Source organism: Nocardia sp. CY15 (assembly GCF_009829295.1).
Classification (GTDB): domain Bacteria; phylum Actinomycetota; class Actinomycetes; order Mycobacteriales; family Mycobacteriaceae; genus Nocardia; species Nocardia sputi.
In genome coordinates this window covers 1-17910 of record NZ_VUOT01000025.1, presented here as the reverse complement: position 1 = coordinate 17910, position 17910 = coordinate 1, and the positions used below count along the sequence as shown (strand labels likewise).

At 68.1% G+C, this 17910-nt stretch carries 15 protein-coding genes and 1 pseudogene; 9 read left to right on the top strand and 7 right to left on the bottom strand.

All coding sequences use genetic code 11. The features are described 5' to 3' along the window. Positions 1-21 precede the first annotated feature (21 nt). The 4 genes from GVY39_RS24275 to GVY39_RS24260 all read left to right on the top strand — a co-directional run bounded on the left by GVY39_RS24275 (position 22) and on the right by GVY39_RS24260 (position 5210). The gene (locus tag GVY39_RS24275) at positions 22-468 is read left to right on the top strand and encodes a VOC family protein (protein ID WP_159928542.1); all 447 of its coding nucleotides are present in this window, start codon (positions 22-24) and stop codon (positions 466-468) included. A 21-nt stretch (positions 469-489) separates the two neighbouring features. Next, a complete protein-coding gene (locus tag GVY39_RS24270; protein ID WP_159928544.1) occupies positions 490-1965 on the top strand; it encodes an NAD(P)/FAD-dependent oxidoreductase in 1476 nt (491 codons plus the stop codon). Continuing rightward, positions 1962-3404, top strand: coding sequence for an aldehyde dehydrogenase (locus GVY39_RS24265; RefSeq protein ID WP_159928546.1), 1443 nt, complete (start codon positions 1962-1964; stop codon positions 3402-3404). Before GVY39_RS24270 ends, GVY39_RS24265 begins: the two co-directional genes overlap by 4 nt. A 210-nt stretch (positions 3405-3614) precedes the next feature. After that, on the top strand, positions 3615-5210 hold the full coding sequence (locus tag GVY39_RS24260; RefSeq protein WP_159928548.1) for an ABC-F family ATP-binding cassette domain-containing protein: 1596 nt from the start codon (positions 3615-3617) through the stop codon (positions 5208-5210). Positions 5211-5260: 50 nt separating this feature from the next. Here the strand turns inward: GVY39_RS24260 and GVY39_RS24255 are convergent, their stop codons facing one another. Together GVY39_RS24255 and GVY39_RS24250 are read right to left on the bottom strand one after the other, a co-directional pair. Continuing rightward, positions 5261-6313, bottom strand: a complete 1053-nt coding sequence (locus GVY39_RS24255) for an alpha/beta fold hydrolase (protein WP_159928550.1) — start codon at positions 6311-6313, stop codon at positions 5261-5263. An 81-nt stretch (positions 6314-6394) separates the two neighbouring features. Beyond that, positions 6395-9106 (bottom strand): AAA family ATPase, encoded by a 2712-nt coding sequence (locus tag GVY39_RS24250; RefSeq protein WP_159928552.1) that lies wholly within the window; start codon positions 9104-9106, stop codon positions 6395-6397. Positions 9107-9235: 129 nt separating this feature from the next. Here GVY39_RS24250 and GVY39_RS24245 point away from each other — a divergent pair, with 129 nt between their 5' ends. From GVY39_RS24245 to GVY39_RS24235, 3 genes are all read left to right on the top strand, one after another. Continuing rightward, positions 9236-9664 (top strand): hypothetical protein, encoded by a 429-nt coding sequence (locus GVY39_RS24245; RefSeq protein ID WP_159928554.1) that lies wholly within the window; start codon positions 9236-9238, stop codon positions 9662-9664. A 588-nt stretch (positions 9665-10252) separates the two neighbouring features. Then, a complete protein-coding gene (locus GVY39_RS24240; protein ID WP_159928556.1) occupies positions 10253-10777 on the top strand; it encodes a hypothetical protein in 525 nt (174 codons plus the stop codon). A gap of 115 nt (positions 10778-10892) precedes the next feature. Beyond that, complete coding sequence (locus GVY39_RS24235) at positions 10893-11498, top strand: dihydrofolate reductase family protein (RefSeq protein ID WP_159928558.1); 606 nt, start codon at positions 10893-10895, stop codon at positions 11496-11498. A gap of 416 nt (positions 11499-11914) precedes the next feature. Here the strand turns inward: GVY39_RS24235 and GVY39_RS24230 are convergent, their stop codons facing one another. Continuing rightward, positions 11915-12352, bottom strand: a complete 438-nt coding sequence (locus GVY39_RS24230; protein WP_159928560.1) for a MerR family transcriptional regulator — start codon at positions 12350-12352, stop codon at positions 11915-11917. A gap of 38 nt (positions 12353-12390) precedes the next feature. Between GVY39_RS24230 and GVY39_RS24225 the strand changes: the two genes are divergently transcribed. After that, on the top strand, positions 12391-13044 hold the full coding sequence (locus tag GVY39_RS24225; RefSeq protein ID WP_159928562.1) for a class I SAM-dependent methyltransferase: 654 nt from the start codon (positions 12391-12393) through the stop codon (positions 13042-13044). Positions 13045-13320: 276 nt separating this feature from the next. Here the strand turns inward: GVY39_RS24225 and GVY39_RS34015 are convergent. Both GVY39_RS34015 and GVY39_RS24215 read right to left on the bottom strand, forming a co-directional pair. Beyond that, positions 13321-13734, bottom strand: a pseudogene (locus tag GVY39_RS34015) (cysteine hydrolase family protein); the annotation flags it as partial. 821 nt (positions 13735-14555) lie between these two features. Next, positions 14556-14957 carry a PaaI family thioesterase gene (locus tag GVY39_RS24215; RefSeq protein ID WP_159928564.1) on the bottom strand — a complete coding sequence of 134 codons (402 nt, stop codon included), beginning with the start codon at positions 14955-14957 and terminating at the stop codon, positions 14556-14558. A gap of 69 nt (positions 14958-15026) precedes the next feature. Here GVY39_RS24215 and GVY39_RS24210 point away from each other — a divergent pair, with 69 nt between their 5' ends. Next, positions 15027-15599: a TetR/AcrR family transcriptional regulator gene (locus GVY39_RS24210; RefSeq protein ID WP_159928566.1), complete on the top strand. Its 573-nt coding sequence runs from the start codon at positions 15027-15029 to the stop codon at positions 15597-15599. A gap of 19 nt (positions 15600-15618) precedes the next feature. Here GVY39_RS24210 and GVY39_RS24205 read toward each other — a convergent pair whose 3' ends face one another. Together GVY39_RS24205 and GVY39_RS24200 are read right to left on the bottom strand one after the other, a co-directional pair. Further along, positions 15619-16284: a TetR/AcrR family transcriptional regulator gene (locus tag GVY39_RS24205; RefSeq protein WP_159928568.1), complete on the bottom strand. Its 666-nt coding sequence runs from the start codon at positions 16282-16284 to the stop codon at positions 15619-15621. A 7-nt stretch (positions 16285-16291) separates the two neighbouring features. Next, positions 16292-17656, bottom strand: coding sequence for an FAD-dependent oxidoreductase (locus GVY39_RS24200; RefSeq protein WP_159928570.1), 1365 nt, complete (start codon positions 17654-17656; stop codon positions 16292-16294). Positions 17657-17910 lie beyond the last annotated feature (254 nt).

Below are 17910 nucleotides of genomic sequence, written 5' to 3'. Positions count from 1 at the left end.
CATTAGAGGAGAGAACGAATCATGGACATGAAGCTGGAAGTCGCCGTCGTGCCGGTCGCCGATGTCGACCGCGCCAAGGCCTTCTACACCGAGCGGCTCGGATTCCGTCTCGACGCCGATTTCCCGGTGGACGACGGCTATCGCGTCGTGCAGGTGACCCCACCCGGCTCGGAATGCTCGATCATCTTCGGCACGGGAGTGACCGCGGCCGCACCGGGCAGTCTGGCCGGGCTGCATCTGATCGTCACCGATATCGAGAAAGCGGTCGCGGAGTTGACCGCGCGCGGGATCGCGGTCGACGGACCGTTCCACGACGCCACCGGCGTTTTCCATCACGCCGGGACCGAAAGTCGAGTGCCGGGAGCGGATCCGCAGCGTCGCAGCTACGGCTCGTTCGCCGCGTTCACCGATCCCGATGGCAATGGCTGGTTCCTGCAGGAAATCACCCAGCGCGCACCCGGCCGCTGACCTCCATCGAAGGTGAAATCCGTGTCCGACAGAAAACTTCGTAGCTACGACGTGGTGGTCATCGGGGCTGGACCGGTCGGTGAGAATGTCGCCGACCGTACTCGCGCCGCCGGGCTGAGCACCGTGATCGTCGAATCCGAACTGGTCGGCGGCGAATGTTCGTACTGGGCCTGCGAACCCAGCAAGGCGCTGCTGCGCCCAGCCTCGCTCTACCGTGAGGCCGCGGCCTTCCCGGGAGTCGCCACCGCGGTCACCGGCGCGCTCGATGCGCCCGCGGTGCTCGAACATCGCGACCGCATGGCGGCCGGCTGGAACGATCGGGGCCAGGTCGAGTGGCTCGACTCCGTCGATGTCGACCTGATCCGCGGCCACGGTCGCCTCGGCGGGCCCCGTCAGGTGACGGTCCACACTCCTGAAGGTGAGACCGTGCGGCTCACCGCCCGGCACGCGGTGGCGGTGTGCACCGGCACCTCCGCGGCGCTGCCGCCGCTGCCGGGCCTGGATGCGTTGCGGCCGTGGACGAGTCGCGAAGCCACCAGCGCCCGCGAAGTACCGGGCCGGCTCGCGATTCTCGGGGCCGGGGTGGTCGCCACCGAAATGGCGGTCGCCTGGCAGGCATTGGGTGCCCAGGTCACGCTCATCGCCCGCGAGTCCCGGCTGCTGGGCCGCGTCGAAGCCTTCGCCGCGGACCTGGTCGCCGAGCGGCTCCGGGCAGCCGGGGTGGACCTGCGATTCGGCACCACCATCACCGCAGCAGATCGCGCGGGTGGCCCCGACGACACCATCCATCTGACCCTCACCGACGGCGCCCGGCTGGTCGCCGACGAACTGTTGCTCGCGACCGGACGCGCACCCCGCACCGAGGACCTCGGCCTCGACACGGTCGGTTTGCGACCGGGAGCGTGGCTCACCACCGACGACACGTTCACCGTGACCGCCGTCGACGGCGAGTGGCTGTATGCGGTCGGCGACGTCAATCACCGTGCGCTGCTCACCCATCAGGGCAAGTATCAGGCCCGTATCGCGGGGCCGGTCATCGCCGCCCGCGCGCTGGGGAATGCGCTCGACACCAGTCGTTGGGGCCCGCATGCCGGGACCGCCGACCTCGAGGCGGTGCCGCAGGTCGTGTTCACCGATCCGGAGATCGCGGCGGTCGGCCTCACCACCGAGGACGCCGCCCGCGCCGGACGGACGGTGGACGTGGTCGACTACGACAGCGGCCGCGTCGCCGGTGCGATCCAGCACGATCCCGGCTATCGCGGACGGGCCCGCATCCTGATCGATCCGGACCGCCGGGTCATCGTCGGCGCGACCTTCGCCGGCGCAGGCGTCGCCGAGCTGCTGCACTCGGCCACTATCGCCATCACCGCCGAGGTTCCCCTCGACCGGCTCTGGCATGCCGTCCCCTCGTTCCCCACCATAAGCGAAGTCTGGCTCCGCCTGCTGGAGACATATCGCGACCAACAGCCATCGTTCGCCCTGGGAGAAACCCGATGATCATCTACGAGCGGCTCTACGTCGGCGGCTCCTGGACCGAACCCAGCGAACCGGCACTGCTGGAAATCCTCTCGCCACACGATGGCTCGGTCATCGGCAGGGCGGCGCAGGCGCAACCCGCCGATGTGGACCGCGCGGCAATGCTGGCGCACACGGCGTTCGAAGGACGCGTATGGCGTGACACCCCGCTCGCCGAGCGAATCGCATTGCTGCGCAGATTCAATAAATTGCGCGAGGACGAGGCAGACCGGATCGCCGACCTCATTTCCGCAGAAAACGGCGCCGCCGCATGGTTCACCAAGGCAGGCCAGGCCGGTCTGACCCGCCAGGCGAATGCCTACCTCGCTGCTGCCGAGCATTTCGACTGGGAACGCACCCTCGAACCGTCGGACCCGAGTTCCCGCGTGCGCAGTGTGGTGCGGCGCGAGCCGGTCGGCGTCGTGGCGGCGGTGATCCCGTGGAATTCACCCTTCTCCTCCGCGACCTCGAAGATTCTGCCCGCTCTGCTCGCCGGGAATTCGGTGGTGCTGAAAGTATCTCCGGAGAACTCCCTGAGCATGGGCCTGCTGGCCGAACTGGTGGATCGAATCGGATTGCCGGACGGCGTGCTCAGCGTGCTGCCCGCAGATCGCGAAACGAGCGAGTATCTGATCTCCCATCCGCGGGTGGACAAGATCGCGTTCACCGGCTCGACCGCGGCCGGTCGCCGGATCGCGTCCATCGCGGGCACCCAGCTCAAACGAGTGAGTCTCGAACTGGGCGGCAAATCGGCGGCGGTGATCCTGCCCGATGCCGATCTGACGGCGGTGATGAACGGCCTGAAGTTCGGGTCGCTGTTGAACAACGGTGAATCCTGCATTGCCCAAACCCGTATCCTCGCCCCCCGCTCCCGCTACGAGGAGGTCATCTCGGCGCTGGCGGCGCTGGTCGAGTCCCTGCCGGTCGGTGATCCCCGCGACCCGGAGACCTTCATCGGCCCGATGGTTCGCGGCGATCAACAACAGCGCGTCCGCGACTACATCGAGATCGGCATCGCGGAAGGCGCGCGCCTGGTCTGCGGCGGCCCGCAGGTCCCGCCCGGCCCGCGGGGCGGCTTCTACGTCACCCCCACGGTTTTCGCCGATGTGACGCCGACCATGCGCATCGCGCGGGAGGAGATCTTCGGTCCGGTCCTGGTCGTCCTGGCCTACGACGGCATCGACGACGCGGTCCGCATCGCCAACGACTCCGAATACGGCCTCTCCGGCGGCGTGTGGTCGGCCGACGAGGCCGCGGCGCTGGCCGTCGCCCGCCGAATCCGGACCGGCACGGTCACCATCAATGGGGCGCCGATCGGATTCGACGGTCCCTTCGGTGGCTTCAAAGCCAGCGGAATCGGACGCGAGTACGGCGTGGTCGGGCTGGGCCAGTACACCGAATACCAGACGATCACCGTCTGACACCGCTGGTAGGGTGGTCACGGGATTATCGAGGAAGTCGACAGACGCTAGCCGCCCAGTCGAAGGCGGCGCATTCCTCATTCATTTCTCTCGGTGCCCCGTAACCGAACAGCCCGAGATTTTTCGAGCCTGATTCGCCTTCGTCTGCTTCCGCAATGTCTTGAAATCACGCGGCCCGCTCGTTCACGAGCAGGAAAGAGTCGACGACCCATGTCCACATCCATGCAATCAGCGATCACTCTGCAGCACGTGTCCTTCGAATGGCCCGACGGAACTGCCGCGCTCTCCCAGCTCAACGGGACCCTGACCACCGGGCGCACCGGTCTGGTAGGGCGCAACGGCTCCGGAAAATCGACACTGCTGCGGTTGATCGCGGGAATCCTCACCCCGACCTCCGGACGCATCGAAACCACCGGAGAGGTGGGCTACCTGCCGCAGACGCTGACCCTCGGCAACGACCACACCATCGCGGAATTGCTCGGCATCGCGGGCACGCTCGCGGCCGTGCGCGCGATCGAATCCGGCGAGACCGGGGAAGCGCACTTCGAGACGATCGGCGACGACTGGGACATCGAATCCCGCGCCGACGAAGCGCTGCACGACATCGGTTTCAGCGCCGCCGATCTCGACCGCAAGGTGGGGGAGATCTCCGGCGGCGAAGCGGTGCTGATCGCCATCACGGGTCTGCGGATTCGGCGCACACCGATCACGCTGCTCGACGAGCCGACCAACAACCTCGACCGCGAGACCCGCTCCAAGCTCGCCGAATTCGTGGACTCGTGGCCCGGCACCCTGGTGGTGGTGAGCCACGATCTCGAACTGCTCGAGCATATGGACGCCACCGCCGAACTGCACGGGACTGCGCTGGGTGTGTTCGGCGGGCCCTACAGCGTCTGGCAGCAGCACGTCGAGCAGGAGCAGGCGGCGGCCGCGCAAGCGGCGCGCACCGCAGAGCAGGCCTTGAAAGTCGAGAAACGCCAGCGCATCGAAGCCGAGACGAAGCTCGCCAGACGTGAACGCACCGCCAGGGCGACCCAGCGCGGCGGCGGCATACCCCGGATCCTGGCGGGCAACCGCGCCAGTAGAGCGCAGGGCTCCGCGGGCGCGATGCGCTCCACGCTCGACGCGAAAGTGCTCGCGGCCCAGAAAGTTGTGGACACCGCCGCATCCCGTGTCCGACGTGAGGAGCACATTCGTCTCGAATTGCCCGACCCGGATGTGCCGCGCAGCCGTCGCATCGCGGAACTACGCGACGGCGACCGCTCCATCGTCGTTCAGGGGCCAGAGCGGGTCGCTCTGATCGGCCGCAATGGCGCGGGCAAGTCGACATTCCTCGAAAATCTGATTCATGGTCGAGATCTGGAACGCGGGACGCTGCTGACCGACCGCGTCGGGTATCTGCCGCAACGCCTGGACAATCTGGACGAACAGGCCGGTGCGCTCGAGAACGTCCTTTCGGTGGCCGCTGCCACCGCGCCGGGCGCGATCCGCAATCAGCTGGCCCGGCTCCTGTTGCGCGGCAGCAGTGTCGAACGGCCGGTTTCGACACTGTCGGGCGGGGAGCGCTTCCGGGTATCCCTTGCGCGCCTGCTGTTCGCCGATCCGCCGCCGCAGCTGCTGATCCTCGATGAGCCGACCAACAACCTGGACATCGCCAGCGTCGACCAGCTCGTGGAGGCCCTAGGCGACTATTGCGGCGCGATTCTCGTGGTCAGCCACGATTATCCGTTCCTGCGCAGGATCGGTATCGACACTGTGATCGAACTCGATGCGGACGGCGGATTCCAGCTACGCGACTCCTTATAGACGCGCAAAGGCGGGGCCCGGTTGTTGACCGGGCCCCGCCTTTCCGGCTTTCAGAGGTGGTCGGCGTCGATGATCGCCTGGGCGAACGGGCGCGGCGCCTCCTGCGGCACGTTGTGGCCGATACCGTCGAGAACACGGTGCTCATGCTTGCCGGTGTACTTTGCGGCGTAGAGCTTTCCGTCCTTGGCCGCGCCGTCGAAGTCGCTACCGAGCGTGATGGCGGGCACGGTGATCGCCGGTGCGGCGGCCAGTTGCCGCTCGTAGCTGTCGTATTGCGGCTCGCCCGGCGCCAGGCTCAAGCGCCAGCGGTAGTTGGAGATGACGATGTCGACGTGGTCGGGATTGTCGAAGGCGGCGGCGCTGCGGTCGAAGGTAGCGTCGTCGAAATTCCAGGCCGGGGAGGCGCGCTTCCAGATCAGCTTGTTGAAATCGTGCCGATTGCGGCTGTAGCCGAGGCGGCCACGCTCGGTGGCGAAATAGTATTGGTACCACCACCCGAGTTCGGCCTCGGGAGCCAGTGGCTGCTGCTGCGCCGCCTGCACCGTGACGATGTACCCGCTCACCGCGACCATGGCCTTGACCCGCTGCGGCCACAGCGCGGCGATGATGTCGACAGTCCGCGCGCCCCAATCGAAGCCGCCCAGTACGGCCTTGTCGATGTGCAAGGCGTCCATGAAATCGACGATGTCGCGTGCGATGGCCGACTGCTGACCGTTGCGGACGGTCTGGGTGGAGCGGAAGGTGGTCGAACCGTAGCCGCGCAGGAACGGAACCAGAACCCGGTAACCGGCGGCCGCCAGCAGCGGACCGACATCGGCGTAGCTGTAGGCGTCGTAGGGCCAGCCGTGCAGCAGGATCACCGGTTGACCGGTGCCGGGCCCGAATTCGGCGTATCCGACGCTGAGAACACCAGCGTCGATCTGCTTGATCGGTCCCAGGGTTGTGTTGTCGCCCGAGCCCTTCCGCAGATCCGCGCCGGGGACCGGCGTCGTGGCCCCCGGCGCGGTGGCGGAATCCGTGCCGCAGGCGCTCAGCGAGGCGGCGGTCAGGCTCGCGGCACCCGCTACGAGCGCACCACCGAAGAATCGTCTGCTGATATTCATTCCGCCGACGCTAGGTAGCGCGCGGTCGTGGCCGCGAGCGTCGGATGACGTAATCGGTGTCCATTGCCCAGGCCCGTTCTACTACGCCGTCTCTTCCTCGGTCGGCAGCACCCCCGCGAGGTCACCGCGCGAACTGATCCCGAGCTTCGGGAAGATCCGGTGCAGGTGAGTGCTCACGGTCCGGTGCGACAGGAACAGCCGCTGCCCGATCTCCCGGTTGGTCAGCCCTTGGGCCGCCAGTTGCGCGATGCTCAGCTCGTGCGGGGTGAGCCGGTCGCGGGCATCCGGATCGCGATTCGGGCTCGATTCGCCCGCGCTACGCAATTCCAGGCGGGCCCGTTCACTCCACGCCGTGAAGCCAAGGGCGTCGAAAGTCTCTCGCGCCTTGCGCAAATGGGTGCGGGATTCGACGACTCGCCGCTGCCGCCGCAGCCACTCGCCATAGGCGAGATGCAGGCGGCCGCGTTCGGCCGGCCAGCCGGTCAGATCCGCCTCCAGTGCGGCGGCGAACAGCTTTCCGGCCATATCACCTGCGAGCACCGCTCGCGCGTAGCGCATTCCGATGTGCAGGGCGGGCGATGACGTGGCTGCCGCGACCGGTTCCAGTTCGCGCAACAGTTCCGCCACCGCGTCGGTCTGTCCGGCGCGGACCGCGGCCTCGGCGATTTCGGTGAGGAAACACGCGCGCAGCGTCAGTGAATACGACGGATCCCGCGGATCGTGGACGCGAGCCAGATCGGTGAAGGCGTCATCGAATCGGCCCTCGCCGAGCGCGATGAGCCCGCGGGTGAGCTGCACCGTGGCCAGCACAGGCCGCGCGCCGGCCGCCAGTCCGGTCCGTTCGGCGTCCGCCGCGAGTGCGGCGGCCTGCAAGTAGTCGCCACGCAGCGCCGCGATTTCGGCCTGTACCGCGACGACCACCGCGTGCATGAACGGCGCCCCGGTCTCCCCGGCGAAGGCCGCGGCCTCGGCCGCGATGGGCGCGGCAGCGGCGAGGTCGCCGAGCCGGGCCAGGCTCCAGGCCTGGATCGCGAGTGCCCGGGTCAGCAGCCCCAACTGTCCGGCGGAGCGGAATCCGGGTGCGGCGGCGGCCGCGAACTGTGCCGCGAGGTCGAAAGCGCCGACCTGATAGGCCGCACTGCTGAGAAAGTGATCGACCTCCGGATCACGCCCGGTGGTCGCGGCCAGCGCGCGCAGGTGACCGAGGACCTGTTCGCCGCGCTCGAACGGGGCAACGATCGAGTCGACCGCGAGCTTGCGCGGATCACCGTCGGGAATGCCGAAGGTGTCGGCGACCGCGAGCACCGCGCGCCGGGCCTCGGGTCCGGGTTCGACCCAGAAGCACCGCATGGCCGCACCCCACAGGATCCGCAGCGCGGGATCCACATACCCGTCGGCGGCGACGGCGGCCGCGAGCGCGGCCAGTTCGCCGATACGCGAAGGGCTTTCACGCATCCCGTCCTCGAACCCGCTGAGCAGCCAGTTCGCGGTGGCCTCCTGCGCGGCGGTGAGAGGGAGCGTACGTGCGGTGTCGACCAGGCGATCGGCCGTGTCGCGGTGACCGGCGTCGACGGCCAGTTCAGCAGCGCGCAGGAGTCGATCCGCGCGTCGGCCGGGGGTGGCGCTCAGCGCCGCAGCACGCTCCAGCGCCGCGATCGCGCCGCCGCGGTGCCGGGACCGTTCGGCGGCGTCCTCGAGCGCCGTAGCCACCTCCTCGTCGGCGCCGACCGCACCCGCCGCCCGATGCCACACCTGGCGATCCGGTGACTCGGTGAGCAGGTCCGAGAGGGCCCGGTGGGCCCGCTGGCGCTCCTCGGGCATCGCCGCCGCCACCAGGGCCGAACGAATCAGCGGATGCCGGAAAGTCACCGTGCCGGGACCGATATCGATCAACCCGGCCGCCACGGCAGGGGCGAGAATCTCGGTTCCCACCTCGGATCCCAGGAGAATCCCTGCGGCAATCAGCGTCTCACTGAGCGAATCGCTGTCATCGAGCGCCGCGACGAGCAATGCCGATCGGGTGCGCTCGGGCAGCGCGGCACCACGCGCCGAGAAGGCGCGTTCGAGGCGCTCGGTCAACGGCAGCGCTGGAGCGGTTTCGCTGAGATACCCCACCGCCGTGGGCAGTTCGATCAGCGCGAGCGGGTTGCCTTGCGCCTGCGCGAGCACCCGACGACGGACCTCGGCAGGCAATTCCGGTGCGATGCTGTCGAGCAGCGCGTTCGCGTCGTGCTCGGGCAGCGGACCCAGCCGCATGGTGGTCAGTCCGGCCTCGCGCAGCGGTGAATCTGCACCGTGGCGCACCGTGGCGAGCACAGCGACGGGTTCGGAGTCGATGCGGCGCGCGACGAAGGCGAGGACCTCTGCGCTGGCGGGATCGAGCCAGTGCACGTCCTCGGCGACGACCACCAGCGGCCGTTCGACCGCCAGGTCCGCCAGCAGGGTCAGCGCGGCCAGCCCCACCAGGTGCAGGCTCGGCTCCTCGGTGGTATCCGACATGCCCAAGGCGTTCGTCAGCGCCTCGAATTGGTGCCTCGGCAGGGTATCGAACGCGCTGCGTAGCGGGTAGAGCAGCCGGTGCAGCCCGGCGTAGGTGAGGCCGTGTTCGGCCTCCGCACCCGCGGTCCGCAGTATCCGCAGCCCCGCGGCGGCCGCGGCGGCGGCCGCCTCCGCGACCAGTGCCGACTTGCCGATTCCGGGTTCCCCCTCGATCAGGATGCCACTTCGCTCGCCGGGACCGTCCACCAGTGCGGCCAGGTCTTTCAGCTCGGTCTCTCGTCCGAACATCGGCATGTGGGCGTTCTCCTCCCGGGGCCGTCACGGGATGCGGCGACCCGCCGCGACCTTACCGAAACCGGATTACGTCACCCCAGCGTCAACTTACAGATTCGGCGCCCTGGTCGCGGCGGCGAAGGTAGCCCCATGACTACGGTACGTTTTCACCTCCTGTCCACACTGACTCCCGCCGAGGTCGTGCGGGTACTCACCGACTTCGGACCCGATCGCGCCGAGGTGTGGCCGAACATCGACGCCGAGCACTTCCGAATCCACGACCGCGGCGACACCTGGGCCGAGGTCACCGAGGGCACCGCCGCCGCCTGGGAGCGCGCCCGCTACGAATGGGATCCCGCCGGTGACACCGTCACCATCACCACGCTGGACTCGAAGCTGTTCGGCACGGGCGGCGGCTGGGTCTTCCGCGCCACCCCCGCCGCGTCGGGCAGCCGCGTCGATGTCGAACTGACCCGCACTCCGCAGGCGGTCAAGGGGAAGATCCTGGCGATGCTGCTGCGGCTGGTCGGGCCGTCGTCATTGCGCAAGGCGTTCGCCGGACCGCTTCGCGCCGCGTGATGAGCAGAGTCGCCGCGCGCGAGATACCCGGCCACGACGGCGTCACGCACCATTCGACTGGCGCCGGAGTGATCGAGACCCTGTGACGGCGGCTTCCACACCCGTCCGTAGCGCGGCGGCGACGGCTTCCACGACCTGGATGTGCTGGACCCGCCGCAGCTCTCTGTCCGCTCCCGAGGTCGCTTACGTCAGTGCCCGGTTGCTTCAGCGGCGCGACCAGAAAACGGACCAGCCGAAACAACGCCGGGCCGCCTTCGACCGCAGAACTCAACCGACACACGACGCCTGGTGGCTCGGCTCGTACTTCGCCAGATAACAGCCAAAGACGGTCACCACCTGCACAGCGAACCGCACCCTCGTCCGCGTCGAGTTCAGTGTTCTGCGCGCGCACGCCTACATCCTGTCGGCATGCGCCGTGTGACGAGTACCGCGATCCGCGGGCGACGTCTGCCGGTCGCCGAACCCCGAGCCCGCACCGGTTTTCCTTCCTCGGGTCCGAGCGCGACCATCGAAGCGTGCGTCAACTTCTCCGCTCGGTGTGGTACGGCGCCGAACCCGCCGCGGCGGTCCTGGCGGGACTGGGCGCTGGTGGGGGTGTTCATCGGGCTTGTGCTGCTCGAAGGGGCGGGACGGCGGGATCATCGCCAGACCGTGATTCCCGAACGCCGGGAGCAGGTCGTCAACCGCAAACCCAAGGGCCGGGCAGGCGGGCGGACACCGAGCTTCGATGCCGAGATCTACAAACGCCGCAATGTCATCGAATGTGCCTTCGACAGGGCCATTGTCGTAATAAGAAGCGGGCGGGTTGATCGGCCTGGGAGTGCGAGTCCGAATCACTCTCGCCGATCGGGCTCGAGGAACTCTTACCGACAGGTAGCCCGCCGGACCGGTAGCCGCGATCGGCGCCGTGCCGGGTGCGAGCCGGCAGCGCTGCAACACCCACTACGCGATCGAAGTTCGTGGCTGTGGGTGCGGACCCTGCCGCATGCGGTGTTCGACCAAGCGGATCATGACCACCAATACATGTCCATCGCCTTCACCGAGCGCCTCGCCGAGGCCGGGGTCCAGCCCTCGGTCGGGGCGGTTGGATCGGCCTACGACAACGTCACGTAATACCCCTCGTTTGCGGCTGGTGACACGATCCTCATCGGCACCCCCACAGTGCGGCCGATGAGTTTGGGGCTCCCGATCGGTCGAAGCTCGTGACACTCTAGGAAAGGACACCGCCATGTCGGAGCTTCTCGTCGACTTCATCACCTCTCTCGACGGCTACGCATCGGGAGAAGGATGGCCCGGGTTCTGGGGCCTCGAGGGCCCGGAGTACCTCGCATGGCTCGGCGAGCAGCCCGAGGCCACCTACCTGATGGGAGCGAATACCTACCGCCTGATGTCGGGCTTCGCCGCCGGCGAGGTCCCGAGTGGCCAAGACGAGTTCAGGCCCGAGGAAGAGGCGTCCGTCGACGAGCTCACGCGAGCGTCCAAGGTGGTGTTCTCCTCCTCACTCGAGGAGCCACTGAGGTGGGCCAACTCCACGCTCGTCCGCGACGACGCCGTCGAGGCGGTCCGCTCCATGAAGTCGAGCGGCTCGGGACTGCTCAGCACGATCGGCAGCCTGAGCCTGTGCCGGTCCCTGCTGAGAGCCGGACTCGTCGACCGATTCCGGGTCGTGATGTTCCCGGTGATCACCGGTGCCACGGGCGCGGAACGCATCTACGACGGCTATCCGGACGTTGCGCTCGAGATGATCGATCAGCGCACCTTCGATGGCCGCATCCAGCTGGTCGAGTACAAGCCCCGCGTGCTCGAGCACCCGCCGCTCGGCGCCCCTGCGTGACGTCGCCCGTCCTCCGGTCCGGAGCGCCGCCAGGCCCGGCATCCAAGTGCCCGATGCCCCGTAATGCCGCTGGCCGCGCGGACCGAACCGGCAGCCGGCTCGGTCCGGCGGAAGATCGGCCCATGAGGTCCGAGTCCGCCGGATCTGGCGGTAAGTCGCCGCCGCAGATAGTTACGCGAGTCGGTACCACCCGCCGGGTGCATATGCCCACGTCGCTGTTCGAGCTACTGTTGGTGCCATCCCTTGCAGGTATCCAAGCCGGGCTTCGTGCTGCCGCGAGCTGTGAAGAATTCGGTTAGAAGTTCACTGACGGGAAGGCCTCGGCTTCGAAGGAAGTCGTCGAGCATCGCGAGCACCTCGGCGAGTGGGTGAAGAGCTGAGGTCTCAATAGCGAGGCCGCCTATTTCGAGGCGAGGTCAGTACGAATGAACCTGTGAGTGCGCCTCTTCGAGAGAACATCCCGCCAGGAGCGCCTCGACTCCGCTGGTGAAGTTGGGGCACTCGACGATGTCATCGTGCGGGCAGGCCAGACCATGGGCGATGGCGGTGCGTGCCGCCAGTGCCTGGGCAATCCGTTGATCCAGCTCGGTGAGCTTGCGTTGATACAGCTCCCGCCAGCTGTCGTCGGTCAGCGAACGAGACGCGATGAACGCTTTGACCTCCCGCAATGTGAAACCGACGTTTTGCAGCGCCAAGACCACACCGACCAGCCCGACCGCCGACGGCGGATAACGCCGTTGGCCCGAGACCCGGGCCGGTGGCGGTAGCAGGCCCAGTTCCTCCCAGTACCGCAGCGCGGAGGTGGCGACACCGGTGCGGCTCGCCAGCTCACCGATCGTCAACTGTTCACTCATTTGACTTCAAGCATACTTGAAGCCGTTCACTGGCGATCATGCAGAAAGTAGCCACAGCTCTCAAACAACGGGCGATCAGATATTTGGTGCGCCAGGCCCGTCACCCTCGCGGCTTCGTCGGGTGGGCGAACGGCTGGATGTTCGCTCTTCGCCCCTCCAACCGGCAGCGCAACGTCTGGGCAGTTTCGTTGCTGGACGTGCAGCCCACCGATCGGGTATTCGAGATCGGTTTCGGCCCCGGCGTCGCCATCGCCGAGTTCGCCGGCCGCGCCACCCAGGGGCATGTCTTCGGGATCGACCACTCCCGAGCCATGGTTCGGCACGCCGCCCGCCGCAACGCCGCCGCCGTCCGTGCCGGCCGAGTGCATCTCACGCACGCCTCGGTGGAGCAGTTGCCGAGTTTCGACGATCCGCTCGACGCCATCCTCGTCGTCAACTCCGTGGGATTCTGGCCTGACCCGGTGGAGCGGCTTCGCGAGCTGCGCCGCCTGCTCCGGCCCGCAGGACGCATCGCGCTCGTCAGCCAGCCCCGCTGCCCCGGCGCCACCCGGGACACCACGGCCCGAGCCGGCCAAGAACTCCAGGACCTGCTCGCCCAGGCCGGCTTCACCGAGCTCCGGGTCGAAACCCTCGACCTCGATCCGCCTGTCGCCTGTGTTCTCGCCATCAACCCGACCGACGTACCCTCTTGACCGCCCGCAGCACACCGGACAGCCTCGGTAGTGCTGACTGCATGACTAAGAAGCCAGGGCCGGAATCGTCCTCGATGGGGAATGGGTGACACGACGGTTGCCGATACCGGCTTGATGTCGCCGAGGTCGAGTCGAGGGACCTCGGACATCGGTTTGCGGAAAATCTCGATTCTGTATTCGGTGAAGGCATCGGTGGTTCTCGCCGAGTAGTGCCGACCGCTGTCGGTGATCGGTTCGACGCCCATCCGCGGTTCGTCCCAGCCGGGATACTCCCATTCATCGATGTAGATGTCCTGTGGTCAGCAGGTGGTACACGACCTCGGTGATGCGCTCGCCGGGCAGTTCGGCAACGATCGCCGTCAGTGATTCCTCGGCGCATTGGATCGCCTCCCGTGACATGCGTTGCGGTGTTGGTGACGGCAGCCACTCGGCGCAGGTGACGACCTCGAAACCGCGATTGGGGAAAACGGTATCCATGAAGAAGTCGTGCGTTGTCGGTTCGTCGTCGGCACAGCCGTCGCGCAGAACGATCACCCGGTAGTCGCGGTCTGCTGCGACGTAGCACGTTGCAGTTACCATTGCGCTGGTGGCGACACCTGCGATCGCGAGCGTGTCGACACCGTGCGCACGGAGTACGAGGTCGAGATCGGTGCCTGCGAATGAGCTGGACCGGCGCTTGGACGCGATGACATCCTCGGCGGCGACCGGCGATTCGACCTCGTTCCGGGCGCCCCCTCATGAAAGGCGTCGCCCGCTTCGTGGAAGGGCCGGAACAATTCGCCGTGTCGCGGCAAGTCGATTCCATTGGGGGCGCGGAGCAAATCGCACGAACACTACTAGCGTGCCGATCTCGCGAACCCGGGGGAGCAGTTCGTACCGTGGGTCCACCACCTGTGCGGCGAATGGATGGTTGGCCGTGATGCCCCGCTGGAGGGAAGGTTTCAACTGAGATGAGGCGGTTCCTGCAGCTTCCAGCGGTCAAGTCGGGAAGGCGGGCGATCGCTCATGACCGCCTCGCAACGCGGCGGCGAGCTTGGCGGGGGATCTCATCTAGCGTTCGGAGGCGCGGCGGGTGCCGAGTGTAGCTTGGGCTGTGACCTTGACTGGGTGCCTGATCGGAGCTGGCGGCCCCGATCCGGCTAAGAACTCGGTTCAAAATGAGTTGCGGAGAATATGACCGAGCAGGCGAGGCTGAGTAGGGCGTGGCGGATGTCGGCTCGGCGTTCGTAGCGGTTCGTAGGCGTTCGAATGCGTGTAGCCATGCGAAGGAGCGCTCGCGTTTGGTGACCGAACACGGTACGGACTACCTGCATGGCCAGATCATGACCATCGCTCAGGCCATCGGCTCACCGGACGCGGTTGCGTTCCCCGGCGGCCGACTTGGTCGCCGAAGCGCTCGAATCAGGTCACGGCCATGACAGCTACGCCCGCCTGGTGGAACGCTTCAGCCGCGGATAGCTGCGCTCACGGCCTCACCGGTCCGATGAGGTTCGAGAAACCGCCTTCGATCCTCACTCGTGGTTCGAAATCAGGTGCACCGTCTGCACGACATGGGCGCACATGTTGCCGACGTCATTTCGCACCTCGACTGTGACCACGACCTGACGTCCGCTGACCCGGAGCGGAACCGCGATCGCGGTGGCGACATCGGTAATCGGACACAGAAAGTGGGTGGTGGAGTCCGCTGTCGCGGGCAGTGCGCCGGGCTTGCCGTTCACGGCCGCGCACACAGCTGCCGTCGCGTCGGCCAGTGCCATGACCGCGCCGCCGTGCAAGCCACCGCCGGTGGTCGAGAGGGCGGCAGAGTGAGTCAGCCGCGCGGTCACCCGGTTCGGTTCGATGTGATCGAACTCCACTCCCAGAGTGCGCACGAATGGTGCGAGCGCGTAGACGTCCTCGGTGGTGATGGTCATGACGGTTCCCTTCTAAATAAGACTCTCTAGAGAGATGACTCTAGGCAGGGCGGGCAGTACTGTCCAGGAATGCCTCGACTGGTGCACGACACGGACCACATCCTGGACACGGCCGCGCAGTTACTGCGGACGGGCGGTGTCGCCGGGGTGACTGTCAGCGCGGTCGTCCGCGCGGCAGGAGTGTCGAGTGGGTCGGTTTATCACCGGTTTCCGGATCGGGCCGCATTGCTCGGCGCGTTGTGGACGCGGACGCTCGCGCGCTATCACACCGCGGCGTACCCGCTGTTCGACGGTGATCCCGTCGAGGCCGCGGTGGCGCTGGCCGGATACACCGTGCGGTGGTGTGCGGCGAACCCGCTGGACGCGCACGTAATGCTCACCGGCGCCGCCAGATTCGGCGCCGATGCCTGGCCGGAGATGGTACGTGCCGAGCGAGACGCGGAGAACGAGCGCTGGAACTCGGCGATGCGCGATCTTGTCGCGCGGCTCGGCGAACAGACCGGGCGCGGGCGCACCGCCCTGCTCCTGGCGGCCGTCGACCTGCCCATCGCCGCGGTGCGCCGCTACCTGACCTCCAGCTCCGCGATCCCGGCGGACCTCGCGGATGTCACCGCCGCACTCGTGCGCGACGCGCTGCGCTGAGTGGCCGTCACGGCCTCGCTCACTCGGGTGGATCCGCTGCCGACCGACCGTCGAGCAGGGCTTCGAGGTCGGCGGGGCCTGGTCCGGGAAGAGGTGCGCCGGGGGTCGGCTGCAAACCGTTGACGAACAAGGTGAGATGGCGGTCGGCCAGATCGGACCACAGCGGAGTGCGAGGCAGGGGCTGGGTGAGCAGGGCGGCGCAGGCGACGATGTCGGCGGCGGTGACGTCCGGCCGGATCGCGCCGTCCGCACGGCCCTCGCCGAGGAATCGGTCGAGTGCCGCGGCGATGCGCTGCCGCGCGGCGACTGCGGCCGGGTCGGTGAGCGGTGGGGCTCCGCGCAGCGGTAGGACCAGTTGGTCGCCGAGTTCCAAGCAGCGGCGCAGGTAGGTTTCGATGGCGGCGGTACCGGTCGCGCCGGCGGCGGTGATCTCGTCGAGCACGGCCTCCAGCATCGCGTAGGCGCGCTGTTCGAGGGCCTGCAGCAGCGCCGCGCGGTGGGGGTAGCCGCGGTAGAAGGTGCCGACGCCGACACCGGCGGCAGCGGCGATGTCGGTCAACGGCACGCCGGGCCCGCGCCGGGAAATGAGTTCGGCCGCGACGGTGAGAAGTTTCTCCCGGTTCAGTGCGGCGTCTCGGCGCAGGGCCCGGCGGCGGGACGGCGGTGTGGACTGAGACGGTGTCATCGTCTCTTCATTGTCGCCGCCCGGTGGCCGTGCCCACCCGGCTGGGTACGATCCGCCGCTCCGGATCGACCGCGGCGCGGATCGCCCGCAGTCTGGCCAGCGCCGGATCCGGCAGTGCGTTCGCGACCGCGGCCCGGCCTTCGGCGAAGGACGCCATCGCCTGGCCGGTATCCGCCGGAGCAGCGAGCATTTCGATCGCCGCGAGTGCCGGTTCGGCGGTGGCGCCGATACCGACGGCGTGCAGCAGCCACGGTCCTGGCGAGGTGGTCATCGCCCCTTCAGGACCGGCTGTGGTGCGCGCCGTGTTACGCAGTTCGAGCATTGCGATCCCACCGGCGGGCGACGCCGCACGGTTCAGCAGTGCCGCGCTGACATCGGGGGTGTTCGGGTCCAACCAGCGCCCGAGCCCGAGCGCCGGCATCGGGCCGGACGGGTCGAGGTGGATGTGCGCCAGGCGCGCACCGTCGGCCGGACCCCATGGGTCCTCGGTGGCCGGAGCGGGCACGGTGGACAGCGCTTCGAGCAAGGGTGCGGCCGCGGCCTCCCCGGCGGGCGAGGCGTAGGCCAAGTGGACGACCGGACGCCCGGACAGTTCGGGCGGAAACGGTCCCGCCGGCGGTGTGTGCAGCACCGCCAGGCTGGTCGACAGCGCATCCCCGGCTGCGGCCAGCCCGCGGTGGTAAGCCGTGATGACGGCGTCGAGCGCGTCGATTCCCCACAAGCGGTAGCCCGCCCACATCGCCGTCGGCGCCACCAGCCGTACGGTCAATCCGGTCGCGATGCCGACACCACCGCCGCCGCGGAAGGTCCACAGCGCCTCGCGATCGATCGGATCGACCGCATCCTCGGCGGCGCGGCGCATGCGCCCGGCCCCGTCGACGTAATCGACGGCCAGCAGGGCCGCCGAGGCCAGCCCGTAGGGATGCAGTAGCCAACCGACCCCGCCGCCGAAGGTGTAACCGGACACCGCGACGGTGGACGAGGTGCCGGCGAGCCCGGCCAGTCCGAACCGGGCGGCGGCCGCGTTCACCCGCGTCCAGGTAGCGCCCGCCCCGATGTGCCCGGTGTGGGCGACGGGATCGATGTCGACCGTGTCCAGCGCGGAGGTGTCGATGAGCAATTGATCGTCACCGATGGCCGCTCCGGCACCATGGCCGCTGGCCTGCACGGCGACTCGCAGATTCCGATCCGCCGCCCAGTGTACGAGTGCGGCGACCTCCCGGTCCTGACGTGGGCGGGCGACCACGGCCGGATGCTGGGGCGCGACGGTGTTGTGCGGGCTGGTCGCGGCACGGTAGACCTCGCTCTCCGGGCCATGGATTATTCCGGCCGGTAGTCCCAGCGCCGTGGTCGTGCGGTTCTGCTCGCTCATCTGTGTCCTCTTCCACTGTGTCCCGGATCGGGAGCGGGCGTTCGCCCGTCTCACCGGCAACCACTTATGCGGAATATTTCTTCCGGATAGGTGTTGCATTGTCCGGGTGCCATGACGGCACCCGGACCGAAGGAATCTCAATGACCATGTCAAGCCGCAGCTCGGATTCCGTTGATGCTCGGGGGCTGGGTGTCGAAGGGGCGGTTGTCGCGCAGCAGTGCCCACAGCACGTCGACCAGGCGCCGGGCCAACGC